Here is a 15,333-nt window from a genome sequence, read left to right as displayed (position 1 = left end):
GAACAGGACCGTGAAACGACTCTACGCCGATGATAGTGCGGATTCCCGTGTGAAAGTAGGTAATCGTCAGGCTCCCTAAGCCAGAAACCCCCGCCCGATCAGGCGGGGGTTTTTGCATTGGCGCGGCGGAAGTGCACTAGGCCCGGCGAAGCGCTATCCGGCACGAGCCTGGGGCGTGGAAAACGTCTTCATGCCCCTGGTCCGACCGACCGAATTCCGATATTTCTCCGTCGCAACGCCCTCGTCAGACCGTGATCCGCAAGATCGGAAAAAATCTGCCCGGAATGGCGCTCGATTCCTGTTCGCCAATCTTTTCAGCTCCCAGCGCCAGATAGAACGGCGCAGCATTGGGATCCGCTTCGATCACGAAGCTTTTGATTCCTCTCGCAGCGGCTTCGGCCCGAACTGATTCCCACAGCGCACGGGCGATGCCCTGGCCCATGTGATCGGGATGAACGAACAACCATCCGCGCGTCGGTCTATCCGAATCCAATGACGCTCGGACCCAGAACCCGATGATCGACTCGCCCGATTCCGCGACGTAACCGATCGCTCCTTCGATCGTCTCCGGCGAAATCGTAAGATCGTTTTGCCACAAGTCGAGCCATTCCTTCGGATAGCCCCAATGTGCCTTCGAAAGGCGCGCCAATTGCGTGAGTTCGTCCGCGTCCGCGGCACGCGCAGGACGCACGGTAAATAGCTCGTTCATTTCGACTCTCGTCATGGCCGATACCACCGTGGTCGGCGATTTCATCAGTGCAGCATCCGGATCGCGGCGTCTCACCGCTCGATCGGCAACTGGCCCGCTCGCAGCAGCATTGCCTGACGCGGCTCATGCACACGCTCGGCGCAGCTACATGACCTGCGATGCATGCCCTGCGATGACCCGCCAGTTGGTGCCCGATCGACGCCACAGGCGCGTATAGGCAAACGTGCCGGCGAATGCCGTGCCATCGAAACGACCGATGAGGGTCGCTCGCGTCGTGGTCAGGATCATCCCGTCGATCGCGCTTGCGCGCATCTCGTGGACGTCGAGTGTGTCGAGACGCAGAAGCTTCGCGCGATGCGCGGCCAGGTCGTCGTCTTTCGAGATGACCTGGCCGGTCGGGACCGTGAACACCAGATCGTCGTCCAGCAGCGTGTCGAGCACGTCGACATCGTTGGCCAGCATCGCGGCGCGGAGCGCAGTTTCGCTGGGTTCGATGACGGTACGGATTGCATCCATGTCAGGCCTCGCATCATTTTCGGAAGGGAAGCGGTACGGCGGCGACGAACGCAGCCTACCGCGCATTCGACAACGACTGACGCCGGACGAGCATCACCAGGCAGATGCCGATCGACGCGATGAGGTTGACGGCCGGATAGAACGCGACCGCGACACTCCATGTGCTCAGCGCCAGCAACGCCAGCGCGTACTTGAGCACGCACAGCGCGAAATAGGCGAAGCTCTCGCTCCACGGATCGCGGATCGTCTTGCGCACGGTCGGGCCGAGGCCGGCAAGCTCGATCAGCGTAACCAGGCAGATCGACACAGTCGGATCGTCGGTCAGCATCCACAGCGGAATGGCCGATAGCGCCGCGCACAGGAACAACCAGTCGAGACCCGTCCAGCCGCGCTCGCCGCGAAACAGGCTGGCGATCAGCGTCAGAAAGCATGTGACGGCAATCGCCGCCGTGCACCATGCGGACGGTCCCGCGCCCGCGACGAACTGGCCGGCGGCCGCGATCGCCGTGACGACCGACCACACGAGCCACGTGAACAGATGCGGGCGAACGGTCCGTCGGTAGATCGCGAGCGCGTAAGGAATCGCTGCCAGCAACGACACGGCCGTTCCGATCACGCCGAAGATCGAAGCGGCGCTCTCAGCGGTATTCACCATCGACGCAACCTCGTTCGGACGGGCCGACCAGTATGTGGTCAGACGGAACGGGGTGCAACGTCATGCCACGCTCCGTGGTGCGGTGAGCGCTACGCAGAATCTCACCGGAACGCAAGGGCGGCCACGTGCCGAAGACGCTCGAGAACTATCTCGGCGAGCAGACCTTGCGCAAGGGGCTGGAAAAAGGCAGAGCCGGGCGTATCGACGGCACACGACGAGACGCTCGCGCCCACCGGCATTCACGACTCCGCTTCCGCCGCATGCACGTCGCGCCGATAGGCGCCGGGGCTCGTGCCCGTCCATTTCCGGAACGCGCGATGAAACGCGCTCGGCTCGGTGAAGCCGAGCTCGGCCGCGATCTCCGCGACGCTCAGCGTGTGCCCGCGCAGCAGCGACTGTGCGAGCGCGCCGCGCAACTCGTCCTTGATCGCCGCGAAGCTTTGCCCTTCGCTGCGCAAACGCCGTCGCAGCGTCGCCGGCGTCGTGTCGAGGTACACGGCCAGCGTGTCGAAGTCGGGCCACTCGGCGGCCGGCCGCGCCTTCAGGTGCGCGCGCGTCTTCGCGACCCAGCCCGTGTCGTGCCGATAGCGCACGAGCAGATTACCGGGCGCGCCGCGCAGGAAGGTCTTCAGCGCCTGCTCCGAACGGATCGTCGGCAGCGCGAGGTATGCGGCATTGAACGCGAGCCGGCTGTCGGGCCGGTCGAAATGCACGGGGACGCCGAAGAACTGGTGATAGTCGCTGCGCTGGCCGGGGCTCGGGCACGCGAAATCGATGCGCTGCAGCGGGATGCGCCGGCCGATCAGCCAGCACGCGACGCCGAGCAGGATCAGCCAGAACGTCCGGTACGCAAACGCCGGGTACGGCGCGCCCGATTGCGCCAGCACGATCTGCGCCTGCCCGTCAGCCACGACAAGCTCGCCGTGCGGCTCGTCGAGCACGACCCGCAGGAACTGCAACGCGCGCCGCAGCGCCTTGTCGAGCGTGCCGGCATGTAGCACCGCATGGCACAGCAGCGTAAAGCTGCCGCGCCGCATCGGGCGCGCGGCGAGCCCGAAGAATTCGTCGTCGAGCGCGCCGGCGATCGCGAGCCATAGCCGGCCGTACTGTTGCGGCGTGACGGACGCGTGCACGGCCGCCGGCAGCCCGGCGGTGCGCAGCACGGGCGCGATCGGCAGACCATGCCGGCGCAGGCACGCGAGCGCATCGTCGACGAAATCCGGCGAAATCATCTGCGGCCCCATTTCCCAGCACCCTCCCGGCATGGCAAAAACGATCACGATTCTAGATTCCGTTTGTCATTGATTGCAATGTAGCGGCTGTCTACTATCGATGTATCCCCGTCGCGCTCTGGCTCGACGGCGGCTATAACGAACAGGAGACGCGCATGCCCGAAGGAGCTACCGCCCGGCCGGTGCCGGCCTATGCCGACGCCGTGGCCCGGTTCAGTATCGAGACCGCCGCCGCGCAACTGAACGGCGATCTGGAGCGCGGCCTGAACGCGTGTGTCGAATGCTGCGACCGCCACGCGAAGGCGGACGCGATCGCGCTCGACTGGATCGACGCCGCCGGGCAGCACCGCCGCTTCACGTTCGCGCAGATGCAGGCGTTGTCGGCCCGGGTCGCTAACCTGCTGGTCGCACGGGGCGTGAAGCCCGGCGACGTGGTGGCCGGCCTGCTGCCGCGCACACCGGAGCTCGTCGCGACGATCCTCGGCACGTGGCGCGCGGGCGCCGTGTACCAGCCGCTGTTCACGGCGTTCGGCCCGAAGGCGATCGAGCATCGGCTGCGCATGAGCGGTGCGCGGCTCGTCGTGACCAACGTCGCGAATCGCGCGAAGCTCGACGAAATCGCCGATTGCCCGCCGGTCGCGACGGTGCGCGAAGCGAGCGATACGCTGCCGGACGGCGACATCGATTTCCGGGCGGCGCTCGAGGTGCAGTCCGACAGGTTCGAGCCCGTGCTGCGCAAGGGGTCCGACCTGTTCATGATGATGTCGACGTCGGGCACGACGGGTCTGCCGAAGGGCGTGCCGGTGCCGCTGTATGCGTTGCTCGCGTTCGGCGCGTACATGCGCGAAGCGGTGGATCTGCGCAACACCGACCGGTTCTGGAATATCGCCGACCCGGGCTGGGCGTACGGGCTTTATTACGCGATCACGGGCCCGTTGCTGCTCGGCCATGCAACGACGCTCTACGAGGGCAGCTTCACGGTCGACAGTACGTACGACGTGATCGACCGGCTCGGCATCACGAGCCTCGCGGGTTCGCCGACCGCATACCGGATGCTGATGGCGGCCGGGACGGAAGCGGCCACGCGCGTGAAGGGCCGACTGCGCGTGGTGAGCAGCGCGGGCGAACCGCTGAATCCGGAAGTCGTGCGCTGGTTCCACGCGGCGCTCGGCGCGCCGATCCACGATCACTACGGCCAGACCGAGCTCGGCATGGTCGTGAACAACCATCACGGCCTCACGCATGTCGTGCACGTCGGCTCGGCCGGCCTCGCGCTGCCCGGCTACCGTGTCGCGGTGCTCGACGAAGCCGGCCGCGAACTCGGCCCCGGCGAGCCCGGCACCCTCGCGATCGACATCGCGCGCTCGCCGCTGCTGTGGTTCTCCGGCTACTGGCAACAGGACACGCCGGCGATCGCGGGCGGCTACTACCGGACCGGCGACAACGTCGAGCTGGAGCCGGACGGCACCGTGAGCTTCATCGGCCGCTCGGACGACGTGATCACGTCGTCGGGCTACCGGATCGGGCCGTTCGACGTGGAAAGCGCGCTGATCGAGCATCCGGCCGTCAACGAGGCTGCCGTGATCGGCGTGCCCGACCCCGAGCGCACTGAAATCGTGAAGGCGTTCGTCGTCCTGTCGAAAGGGTTCGACGGCACGTCGGAACTGGCCGAGGAATTGAGTCTGCACGTGAAGCGGCGGCTGTCCGCTCACGCTTATCCGCGCGCGATCGACTTCGTCGACGCGCTGCCGAAAACCCCGAGCGGCAAGATCCAGCGCTTCGTGTTGCGCAAGATGGAAGCCGAGAAGGCCGCTCACCCCTGATTATGGACTGCGAATGAATATCAACGATCGCGTTTTTCTGATTACGGGCGCAGGTTCCGGCCTCGGCGCCGCGGTGGCGCGCATGGTCGTCGCGCAAGGCGGCAAGGCCGTGCTGCTGGATGTCAACGAAGAGGCGGGCGCGAGCCTCGCGAACGAACTCGGCGCGGCCGCGCGGTTCGTGAAGACCGACGTGACGAGCGAAGCCGACGGTCAGGCGGCCGTCGCCGCCGCGCGCGACGCGTTCGGCCGTGTCGACGTGCTCGTCAATTGCGCGGGCGTCGCACCGGGCGAGAAGGTCGTGGGCCGCGACGGCCCGCATTCGCTCGACCGCTTCGCGCGCGCGGTGTCGATCAACCTGGTCGGCACGTTCAACATGATTCGGCTAGCCGCCGAAGCGATGTCGAAGCAGGACGCCGACGCGGAAGGCGAGCGCGGCGTGATCGTCAATACGGCATCGGTCGCGGCGTTCGACGGGCAGATCGGACAGGCCGCGTATGCGGCGTCGAAGAGCGGCGTGGTGGGCATGACGCTGCCGATCGCACGCGAGCTCGCGCGCTTCGGCATTCGCGTCGTGACGGTCGCGCCCGGCATCTTCGCGACGCCGATGATGGCCGGCATGCCGCAGGACGTGCAGGACGCGCTCGGCAAGAGCGTGCCGTTCCCGCCGCGGCTCGGCCGCCCGGAAGAATTTGCGGCGCTGGTGCGCCACATCGTCGAGAACACGATGCTGAACGGCGAAGTCATCCGTCTCGATGGCGCGTTGCGCATGGCACCGCGCTGACACTGGAGGAAGCGAATCATGACGACTCAGGATCCGATCGTAATCGTGGGCGCGGCGCGCACGCCGATGGGTGGTTTTCAGGGCGACCTGGCGGCAGCCAGCGCGAGCGACCTCGGCGCGGTGGCGATTCGTGCCGCGCTCGAGCGCGCGAACGTGCCGGCCGAACGCATCGACGAAATCGTGTTCGGCTGCGTGTTGCCGGCCGGGCAGGGGCAGGCGCCCGCGCGACAGGCCGCGCTGAAGGCCGGCCTGCCGCTCGCGGCGGGCGCGACCACGGTCAACAAGATGTGCGGTTCGGGGATGAAGGCGGCGATGTTCGCGCACGACCTGCTGCTGGCGGGGTCGGCGAGCGTCGCCGTGGCGGGCGGGATGGAGAGCATGACGAATGCGCCGTACCTGCTGCCGAAGGCGCGCGCGGGCATGCGTATGGGGCATGGGCAAGTGCTCGACCACATGTTCCTCGACGGGCTCGAGGACGCCTATGAAAAGGGCCGCCTGATGGGCACGTTCGCCGAGGATTGCGCGCAGGCCTACCAGTTCACGCGCGACGCGCAGGACGCGTTTGCGATTGCATCGCTCACGCGCGCACAGCGCGCGATCGCCGAAGGGCATTTCGCGTCGGAAATCGCGCCGGTGACCGTGAAGGCCGGCAAGACGGAAAGCGTCGTGTCGATCGACGAGCAGCCGGGCAAGGCGAGACTCGACAAGATTCCGACGCTGAAGCCGGCGTTTCGCGACGGCGGCACGGTGACGGCCGCGAACGCGTCGTCGATCTCGGACGGCGCGGCCGCGCTCGTGATGATGCGCCGCTCGGAAGCCGAGCGCCTCGGCCTCACGCCGAAGGCCGTGATCGTCGGGCATTCGACTTATGCGGACAAGCCCGGCCTGTTCGCGACCGCGCCGATCGGCGCGCTGCGCAAGCTGTCGGAGAAAACCGGCTGGAACCTGCGCGACGTCGACCTGTTCGAGATCAACGAAGCGTTCGCGGTGGTGCCGATGGCCGCGATGCGCGACCTCGACCTGCCGCACGAGAAGGTCAACGTACACGGCGGCGCGTGCGCGCTCGGGCATCCGATCGGCGCATCGGGTGCGCGCGTGATGGTGACGCTGCTGGCCGCGCTCGAAACGTACGGCCTGAAGCGCGGTATCGCATCGCTGTGCATCGGCGGCGGCGAAGCGACGGCCATCGCGATCGAGCGCATCGCGTAACGCATCGTTCGCACGCAAGCCAGCGCCGACATGGGCGGCGCGTATCGCACGGAACATTCCCCGTGTGGTGCGCGCCGCCCGTTTTTATTCGACGGATCGTCGCGTCGCGTTACGACTTCGCATTCGGCGACACCGCGCCGCACGCGCGAATCACGAGCTGAACGACCTGCTCGGTCTTTTCGTCGAACGCCTTCTTCGTGAACGCGCGCTTGCCGCTCAGCGCGCGAATCTGCGCATCGAAATCCGCATAGTGCTGCGTGGTCGCCCAGATCAGGTACATCAGCGCATGCGGGTCGATCGGCGCGAGCAGGCCGCGCGCGATCCAGCCTTCGATCACCTTGATGCGCGTGTCGAACCACGGCTTCACGCGTTGCGACAGGATGTCCTGCATGTGCTCCGCGCCGTGGATGATCTCGTTGGCCCAGACCTTCGAGCCGAGCGGGCGCCGCTGCGACAGCGCCATCTTCGCGCGCACGTAGCCGCCGATCGCCTCCACCGGATCGTCGCCGGCCTCGAACGAGCCGGCCGCGCGATGCCAGTCCTCGAACAGGTCGTCGAGCACGCGGCGGTACAGCGCGAGCTTGGTCGGGAAGTAGTAGTGCACGTTCGCCTTCGGCAGGCCGGCGCGCTCCGCGATCATCGCGGTGCTGGCGCCGGCGAGCCCGCGTTCCGCGAATACGGCTTCCGCGCACGCGAGCAGATGCGCTTCGTTGGACTCGCGAATGTGCGCCTTGCGTCGCCGCAAAGGCGCCGGCGTTTCGTCCCGGTCGGTGGCTGCGATTGTCGCCTCGTCATGTCTCATCGTTACCCTCGCGCGGCGGGCATGCCGCGTTGGGCTTCATTCTAGCCGCTGATTCGCGTCGCGCACACGCGCGGAGATGCCGCCGCTCCACGGCGATGCTGCGTTGCGATGGCACGTTTCTCGCTCAGGTGCGTCGCGCAAGAAAGACGTTGCGCTGGTCATTTTGATCGTCTAAAACCTGTCCAATCGGACAGGTTTTAACGCGTTTTGCGAATCGGCGGAGCATGCACCGCATCCGGGCGGCGTGCCCCGAAACAGGCCTCGCGTGCACCGGCACGGACCGGGCCGACGACATCACCGACCCCACAGGAGCGATACGAATGAACGCAGTATCGGAAACAGTGAAGCGGGCAGCTTTCGACACGTCGATCAAGGTCGACGGCAAGCGGTTGTGGGAGAGCCTGATGGAGATCGCGAAAATCGGCGCGACACCGAAAGGCGGCGTGTGCCGACTCGCGCTGACCGATCTCGACAAGGCCGGCCGCGATCTGATCGTCGGCTGGGCGAAGGCCGCCGGCTGCACGGTGACGGTCGATACGATGGGCAACGTGTTCATGCGCCGCGCGGGCCGCGTGGCCGACGCGGCGCCGGTCGTCACGGGCTCGCACGCGGATTCGCAGCCGACCGGCGGCCGCTTCGACGGCATCTACGGCGTGCTCGGCGGCCTCGAGGTGATTCGCAGTCTCAACGATCACGGCATCGAGACCGAGCATCCGGTCGAGGTCGTGATCTGGACCAACGAGGAGGGCTCGCGCTTCGCGCCCGCGATGGTCGCGTCGGGCGTGTTCGCGGGCGTGTTCCCGCTCGAATACGGGCTGTCTCGCAAGGACGTCGACGGCAAGACGATCGGCGAGGAACTGGCGCGCATCGGCTACGCGGGCGACGTGCCGTGCGGCGGGCGCAAGCTGCATGCGGCATTCGAGCTGCATATCGAGCAGGGGCCGATTCTCGAAGCGGAATGCAAGACGATCGGCGTCGTGACCGACGCGCAGGGGCAGCGGTGGTACGAGATCACGTTCACCGGCCAGGAAGCGCACGCGGGACCGACGCCGATGCCGCGCCGCCGCGACGCGTTGCTCGGCGCGTCGCGCGTGGTCGATCTCGTCAACCGGATCGGCCTCGATCATGCGCCGTTCGGTTGCGCGACGGTCGGCATGATGCAGGTCCACCCGAACTCGCGCAACGTGATTCCCGGCCGCGTGTTCTTCACCGTCGATTTCCGTCATCCGGACGACGCCGTGCTCGCGAAGATGGATGCGGCGCTGCGCGACGGCGTCGCGCGCATCGCGGCCGACATCGGGCTCGACACCGAACTCGAGCAGATTTTCTATTACAAGCCGGTCGCGTTCGATCCCGCCTGCGTGGCGGCCGTGCGCGACGCGGCCGATCGCTTCGGCTACTCGCATCGCGACATCGTGTCGGGCGCGGGCCACGACGCGTGCTATCTGGCGCAGGTTGCGCCGACGTCGATGGTGTTCGTGCCCTGCGTCGACGGCATCAGCCACAACGAGATCGAGGACGCGACGCCCGCATGGATCGAGGCCGGCGCGAACGTGTTGCTGCACGCGATGCTGTCGCGCGCATGCGAGCCGGCTTCATGACGGACCGACCGTAGCAGCCGCGAGGCTGCCTGTCGTTTGAAATTCGCAGGCCTAAGCATGACCGCCCCGACTGTGCATTCGCAGCCGGCGGGGACGGCTTTGTCTCCACCCAGTCGAAGGAACGCGTATGACCACCAAGCCAACCGGCGATATCGCCGCGCATCGCCTGTCGTCCACGCAACTCTCGTGCGAGTTCGCCGATATCGCGCCGCTGCTCGATCCGACTGCCGCGGCGGCCGCCGCGAGCCGCTGCCATTACTGTTACGACGCGCCGTGCGTGCACGCGTGCCCGACGCAGATCGACATCCCGAGCTTCATCCGCAAGATCGGCAACGGCAACCTGAAAGGCGCGGCGATGGACATCCTGTCCGCGAATCCACTCGGCGGGATGTGCGCACGCGTGTGCCCGACGGAGATCCTGTGCGAAGGTGCATGCGTGCGCAACCATCAGGATGCGCAGCCGGTCGCGATCGGCGCGCTGCAGCGGCATGCGACCGACTGGGCGATGCAGACGGGCGCGGTGCAGTTCCGGCGCGCGCCCGAGACGGGCCACCGGGTGGCGGTGGTCGGCGCGGGGCCGGCCGGGCTCGCATGCGCGCACCGGCTCGCACTCGCCGGGCACCGCGTCACGCTGTTCGACGCGCGCCCGAAGGCCGGGGGCCTCAACGAATACGGGATCGCCGCATACAAGACCGTCGACGACTTCGCGCAACGCGAGGTGGAGTGGCTGCTGTCGGTGGGCGGCATCACGCTGGAAACGGGCGTGGCGCTCGGACGCGACGTGACGCTCGACGCGCTGCGCGAGCAGCACGACGCGGTATTCCTCGCGATGGGGCTCGGCGGCGTGCGTGCGCTCGCGATCGACGGCGAGCAACTGGGCGGCGTGATGAATGCGGTCGATTTCATCGAGCAGGTGCGGCAGGCCGACGAGCTCGCGAACGTGCCGGTCGGGCGGCGCGTGGTCGTGATCGGCGGCGGCAATACGGCGATCGATGCGGCGGTGCAGAGCCGCAAGCTCGGCGCCGAGCGCGTGACGATGGTGTACCGGCGCGGCGTGGACGCGATGAGCGCGACGTGGGCCGAGCGCGAGTTCGCGCAGAAGAGCGGCGTCGCGCTCGTCACGCACGCGAAGCCGGTGCGCATGGCGGGCGCGAACGGGCAGGTGACGGGCGTCGAATTCGAGGCCGCATCGGGCGAGCGCTTCACCGTCGACGCGGACATGGTGCTGAAGGCGATCGGCCAGACGCTCGTGCCGGACGGTATCGCCGCCACGTTGCTGACCGCGGACGGCGCGCGTATCGCGGTGGATGCGGACGGGCGCACGGCACTGCCGGACGTATGGGCCGGCGGCGACTGCGCGGCGACCGACGGCGTCGACCTCACGGTACAGGCCGTGCAGGACGGCAAGCGCGCGGCCGCGTCGATCGACGCGACGCTCGCCGCGCGCGCCGCGAAGGCGGCATGAACGCGCGGCGCACCGCCGGCACACCGAACACGACCCCCTTCTCACGGAGCCGAACATGGCCGATCTTCGCTGCACTCTCGCAGGCATCACTTCGCCGAACCCCTTCTGGCTGGCGTCCGCGCCGCCGACCGACAAGGCCTACAACGTCAATCGCGCGTTCGAGGCCGGCTGGGGCGGCGTCGTCTGGAAGACGCTCGGGCTCGATCCGCACGTCGTCAACGTCAGTTCGCGCTATGGCGCGGTGCAGTGGAACGGCCAGCGCATCGCGGGGCTGAACAATATCGAGCTGATCACCGACCGTCCGCTCGACGTGAACCTGAGAGAAATCGCGCAGGTGAAGCGCGACTGGCCGGACCGCGCGCTGATCGTGTCGCTGATGGTGCCGTGCAACGAGCGCGACTGGAAATGGATCCTGCCGCTCGTCGAGGATACCGGCGCCGATGCGGTCGAGCTGAACTTCGGCTGCCCGCACGGGATGAGCGAGCGCGGGATGGGCGCGGCGGTCGGGCAGGTGCCCGAATACGTCGAGATGGTCACGCGCTGGGTGAAGGAAGGCACGAAGCTGCCATGCCTCGTGAAACTCACGCCGAACATCAGCGACATCCGGATGGGGTCGCGCGCCGCGTACAAGGGCGGCGCGGACGGGGTGTCGCTGATCAACACGATCAACTCGATCGTCGCGGTCGATCTCGACCAGATGGCGCCGGTGCCGACCGTCGACGGCAAGGGCACGCACGGCGGCTATTGCGGCCCGGCGGTCAAGCCGATCGCGCTGAACATGGTCGCGGAGATCGCGCGCGACCCCGAAACGCCGAACCTGCCGATCTCGGGCATCGGCGGCATCTCGTCATGGCGCGACGCGGCCGAGTTCATGGTGCTCGGCGCCGGCAGCGTGCAGGTGTGCACCGCCGCGATGCATTACGGCTTCCGGATCGTGTCGGATCTCGCCGACGGGCTGTCGAACTGGATGGACGAGAAGGGCTACGCGACGCTCGACGACATCCGCGGCCGCGCGGTGCCGAACGTGACCGACTGGAAATACCTGAACCTGAAGTACGACATCAATGCGCGCATCGACCAGGACCGCTGCATCCAGTGCGGGCTGTGCCATATCGCATGCGAGGACACGTCGCATCAGGCGATCACGGCGACGAAGGACGGCGTGCGGCATTTCGAAGTGATCGATTCGGAGTGCGTCGGGTGCAATCTTTGCATGCATGTGTGTCCGGTCGAGCAGTGCATCACGATGGAGCGCGTCGATTCGGGCGACTACGCGAACTGGACCACGCATCCGAACAATCCGGCGAGCGCGGATGCCGGTGCGAGCGGCGGCCCGGCGGCCGTGCCCGAGAAGCACGCGAAGGCGGCCTGACCGGTGGCCGGTGGCGCGGGAGGTGCCGCGCCGCCGCTTTTCGTTTCATCGGGCCGGCATCGCACGATGCCGGCGCCGACGTTTTCGTGGAGTGCGATCGATGAAATCCGCAGCGAATCCCGCCGATCCCGACAGCGCCGCGGCGCACGGCGGCAGCCTGTACAACGACGACCTCGCGCCGACGACGCCGGCGCAGCGCACGTGGAAGTGGTACCACTTCGCGGCGCTGTGGGTCGGGATGGTGATGAACATCGCGTCGTACATGCTCGCGGCCGGGCTGATCCAGGAAGGCATGTCGCCGTGGCAGGCGGTGACGACGGTGCTGCTCGGCAACCTGATCGTGCTCGTGCCGATGCTGCTGATCGGCCATGCGGGCGCGAAGCACGGAATTCCATACGCGGTGCTCGTGCGCGCGTCGTTCGGCACGCAGGGCGCAAAGCTGCCGGCGCTGTTGCGCGCGATCGTCGCCTGCGGCTGGTACGGCATCCAGACCTGGCTCGGCGGCAGCGCGATCTACACGCTGCTGAACATCCTGACCGGCAATGCGCTGCACGGCGCGGCGCTGCCGCTCGTCGGCATCTCGTTCGGGCAGCTCGCGTGCTTCCTCGTGTTCTGGGCACTGCAACTGTACTTCATCCTGCACGGCACCGATTCGATCCGCTGGCTCGAAAGCTGGTCCGCGCCGATCAAGGTCGTGATGTGCGTGGCGCTCGTGTGGTGGGCGACGTCGAAGGCGGGCGGGTTCGGCTCGATGCTGTCGGCGCCGTCGCAGTTCGCGGCGGGCGGCAAGAAGGCCGGGCTGTTCTGGGCGACCTTCTGGCCGGGCCTGACCGCAATGGTCGGCTTCTGGGCGACGCTCGCGCTGAACATCCCCGATTTCACGCGCTTCGCGCATTCGCAGCGCGACCAGGTGATCGGGCAGTCGATCGGGCTGCCGCTGCCGATGGCGCTGCTGTCGGTGGTGTCGGTCGTCGTGACGTCGGCGACCGTCGTGATCTACGGCAACGCGATCTGGGATCCGATCGACCTGACGAGCCGGATGACCGGCATCGGTGTCGGCATCGCGCTCGTGATCCTCACGCTCGACACGATGTGCTGCAACCTCGCCGCGAATCTCGTTGGTCCTGCTTACGATTTTTCGAGTTTGTGGCCGAAGGCGATCTCGTACCGCGCGGGCGGGATGATCACCGCGACGATCGCGATCGTGATGATGCCGTGGAAGATCCTCGCGACGACGGACGGCTATATCTTCACCTGGCTCGTCGGCTATTCGGCGTTGCTCGGGCCGGTCGCGGGCATCCTGATGGTCGACTATTTCCTGATTCGCGGCACGCAGCTCGATACGCGCGCATTGTTCGACGAGGGCGGCGACTTCAGCTACGCGCGCGGCTGGAACCCGGCCGCGCTGGTCGCGCTCGCGGTCGGCGTGCTGCCGAACCTGCCGGGCTTCCTGCATACGGCGTTTCCGGCGTCGTTCCCGAACGTGCCGGCGTTCTTCAACACGCTTTACACGTACGCGTGGTTCGTCGGCCTCGTGCTGGCGTCCGGCGTGTACGGCACCTGGATGAAGCGGCGCGCCGGACAGCGCGCGCAGATCGCGAGCGCATGACGCGCGAGCCGGAGGCGACTCGCGCGCGGCATGCGGCACCCGACAGTCAACGAGGAGGCAACGAAATGGCAATCCTGATTCGTGGCGGCACCGTGGTCGATGCGGACCGTTCCTATCGTGCGGACGTACTCTGCGCGGACCCGCAGGACGGCGGCACGATCCTGCAGATTGCGGAGCGGATCGACGCGCCGGCCGGCGCGACCGTCGTCGACGCGCACGACCAGTACGTGATGCCGGGCGGCATCGATCCGCATACGCACATGGAACTGCCGTTCATGGGCACGACCGCGAGCGACGATTTCTATTCGGGCACCGCTGCCGGGCTGTCGGGCGGCACGACGAGCATCATCGACTTCGTGATTCCGAGCCCGAAGCAGCCGCTGATGGATGCATTCCGCGAATGGCGCGGCTGGGCCGAGAAGTCGGCGTCCGACTACGGGTTTCACGTCGCCGTGACGTGGTGGGACGACAGCGTGCACCGCGACATGGGCACGCTCGTGCGCGAGCACGGCGTGTCGAGCTTCAAGCATTTCATGGCGTACAAGAACGCGATCATGGCCGACGACGAGATTCTCGTGAACAGCTTCACGCGTTCGCTTGAACTCGGTGCGTTGCCGACCGTGCATGCGGAGAACGGCGAACTCGTGTTCCAACTGCAGAAGGCACTGCTCGCGCGCGGCATGACGGGGCCGGAGGCGCATCCGCTGTCGCGGCCGCCGGAGGTGGAGGGCGAAGCCGCGAACCGCGCGATCCGTATCGCGCAGGTGCTGGGCGTGCCCGTGTATATCGTGCACGTGTCGGCGAAGGACGCGGTGGATGTGATCACGCGCGCGCGCAGCGAAGGGCTGCGTGTGTTCGGCGAAGTGTTGCCGGGCCATCTCGTGATCGACGAGGCCGTCTATCGCGATCCGGACTGGACGCGCGCGGCGGCCCACGTGATGAGCCCGCCGTTTCGCTCGGCCGAGCATCGCGAGGCGCTGTGGCGCGGGCTGCAGTCGGGGCAGCTGCATACGACGGCGACCGACCACTGCGTATTCTGCGCATCGCAAAAGGCGATGGGCCGCAACGATTTCACGAAGATCCCCAACGGCTGCGGCGGCGTCGAGGATCGCATGTCGGTGCTGTGGCATCACGGCGTGAATCATGGCCGAATCACGCCGAACGAATTCGTGCGGATCACGTCGACGAACGCCGCGCAGATCTTCAACCTGTATCCGCGCAAGGGCGCCGTGCAGGTCGGCGCCGATGCCGACCTCGTCGTGTGGGACCCGGCCGCGACGAAGACGATTTCGGTGAAGACGCATCATCAGCAGGTCGACTTCAACGTGTTCGAGGGGATGACCGTGCAGGGTGTCGCGACGCACACGCTTACGCGCGGCGCACTCGCGTGGGCCGACGGCGAATTGCGCGCGGTGCGCGGCGCGGGCCGTTACCTGAAGCGCCCGCCGGGGGCAGGCTACTACGAGGCGGCACGGATCGCGAACCGTCTGCGCGAGCCGCATCCGGTCGAACGCGCGGGTTGAACGACGCGTGTCGTGCGGGACGTGTCCGTTCGAACG

At 67.3% G+C, this 15,333-nt stretch carries 13 protein-coding genes; 8 read left to right on the top strand and 5 right to left on the bottom strand.

All coding sequences use genetic code 11. The annotated features are described in order from the left end of the window. Positions 1 to 244: 244 nt before the first annotated feature. The 4 genes from WS96_RS04685 to WS96_RS04670 form a co-directional block, all read right to left on the bottom strand. Complete coding sequence (locus WS96_RS04685) at positions 245 to 709, bottom strand: GNAT family N-acetyltransferase (RefSeq protein ID WP_179949913.1); 465 nt, start codon at positions 707 to 709, stop codon at positions 245 to 247. 144 nt (positions 710 to 853) lie between these two features. Next, on the bottom strand, positions 854 to 1,225 hold the full coding sequence (locus WS96_RS04680; protein ID WP_059830969.1) for a nuclear transport factor 2 family protein: 372 nt from the start codon (positions 1,223 to 1,225) through the stop codon (positions 854 to 856). 55 nt (positions 1,226 to 1,280) lie between these two features. Then, positions 1,281 to 1,880, bottom strand: a complete 600-nt coding sequence (locus tag WS96_RS04675; RefSeq protein ID WP_059830967.1) for a hypothetical protein — start codon at positions 1,878 to 1,880, stop codon at positions 1,281 to 1,283. Positions 1,881 to 2,119: 239 nt separating this feature from the next. Next, complete coding sequence (locus WS96_RS04670) at positions 2,120 to 3,124, bottom strand: AraC family transcriptional regulator (RefSeq protein ID WP_059830965.1); 1,005 nt, start codon at positions 3,122 to 3,124, stop codon at positions 2,120 to 2,122. A gap of 143 nt (positions 3,125 to 3,267) precedes the next feature. On the opposite strand from WS96_RS04670, the gene WS96_RS04665 reads away from it, so the two are divergent. The 3 genes from WS96_RS04665 to WS96_RS04655 are packed head-to-tail and all read left to right on the top strand — an operon-like array spanning position 3,268 to position 6,925. Beyond that, complete coding sequence (locus WS96_RS04665; RefSeq protein WP_059830963.1) at positions 3,268 to 4,935, top strand: acyl-CoA synthetase; 1,668 nt, start codon at positions 3,268 to 3,270, stop codon at positions 4,933 to 4,935. A gap of 13 nt (positions 4,936 to 4,948) precedes the next feature. After that, positions 4,949 to 5,716, top strand: coding sequence for a 3-hydroxyacyl-CoA dehydrogenase (locus WS96_RS04660; protein ID WP_059830962.1), 768 nt, complete (start codon positions 4,949 to 4,951; stop codon positions 5,714 to 5,716). Between the two features lie 18 nt (positions 5,717 to 5,734). Continuing rightward, complete coding sequence (locus WS96_RS04655; RefSeq protein ID WP_059830960.1) at positions 5,735 to 6,925, top strand: acetyl-CoA C-acetyltransferase; 1,191 nt, start codon at positions 5,735 to 5,737, stop codon at positions 6,923 to 6,925. A gap of 109 nt (positions 6,926 to 7,034) precedes the next feature. On the opposite strand, the gene WS96_RS04650 is transcribed toward WS96_RS04655, so the two are convergent. Next, positions 7,035 to 7,727, bottom strand: a complete 693-nt coding sequence (locus WS96_RS04650; RefSeq protein WP_059830958.1) for a TetR/AcrR family transcriptional regulator — start codon at positions 7,725 to 7,727, stop codon at positions 7,035 to 7,037. 320 nt (positions 7,728 to 8,047) lie between these two features. Here WS96_RS04650 and WS96_RS04645 point away from each other — a divergent pair, with 320 nt between their 5' ends. The 5 genes from WS96_RS04645 (at position 8,048) to hydA (ending at position 15,297) form a co-directional block, all read left to right on the top strand. Continuing rightward, positions 8,048 to 9,328: a Zn-dependent hydrolase gene (locus WS96_RS04645; RefSeq protein ID WP_059830957.1), complete on the top strand. Its 1,281-nt coding sequence runs from the start codon at positions 8,048 to 8,050 to the stop codon at positions 9,326 to 9,328. Between the two features lie 127 nt (positions 9,329 to 9,455). After that, entirely contained in the window at positions 9,456 to 10,793 is a 1,338-nt protein-coding gene (locus WS96_RS04640; RefSeq protein WP_059830955.1) for an NAD(P)-dependent oxidoreductase, read from the top strand. 55 nt (positions 10,794 to 10,848) lie between these two features. Next, positions 10,849 to 12,165, top strand: coding sequence for an NAD-dependent dihydropyrimidine dehydrogenase subunit PreA (gene preA / locus WS96_RS04635; protein WP_059830954.1), 1,317 nt, complete (start codon positions 10,849 to 10,851; stop codon positions 12,163 to 12,165). 100 nt (positions 12,166 to 12,265) lie between these two features. Next, positions 12,266 to 13,774 (top strand): NCS1 family nucleobase:cation symporter-1, encoded by a 1,509-nt coding sequence (locus WS96_RS04630; RefSeq protein ID WP_059830952.1) that lies wholly within the window; start codon positions 12,266 to 12,268, stop codon positions 13,772 to 13,774. Positions 13,775 to 13,839: 65 nt separating this feature from the next. After that, the gene (hydA, locus tag WS96_RS04625; RefSeq protein ID WP_059782473.1) at positions 13,840 to 15,297 is read left to right on the top strand and encodes a dihydropyrimidinase; all 1,458 of its coding nucleotides are present in this window, start codon (positions 13,840 to 13,842) and stop codon (positions 15,295 to 15,297) included. The last annotated feature ends 36 nt before the right edge of the window (positions 15,298 to 15,333 follow it).

It is taken from the genome of Burkholderia sp. MSMB1835, assembly GCF_001526365.1.
Classification (GTDB): Bacteria; Pseudomonadota; Gammaproteobacteria; order Burkholderiales; family Burkholderiaceae; genus Burkholderia.
Note: the sequence above shows the minus strand (reverse complement) of the source record. Positions and strands in the feature narration are given on the sequence as shown.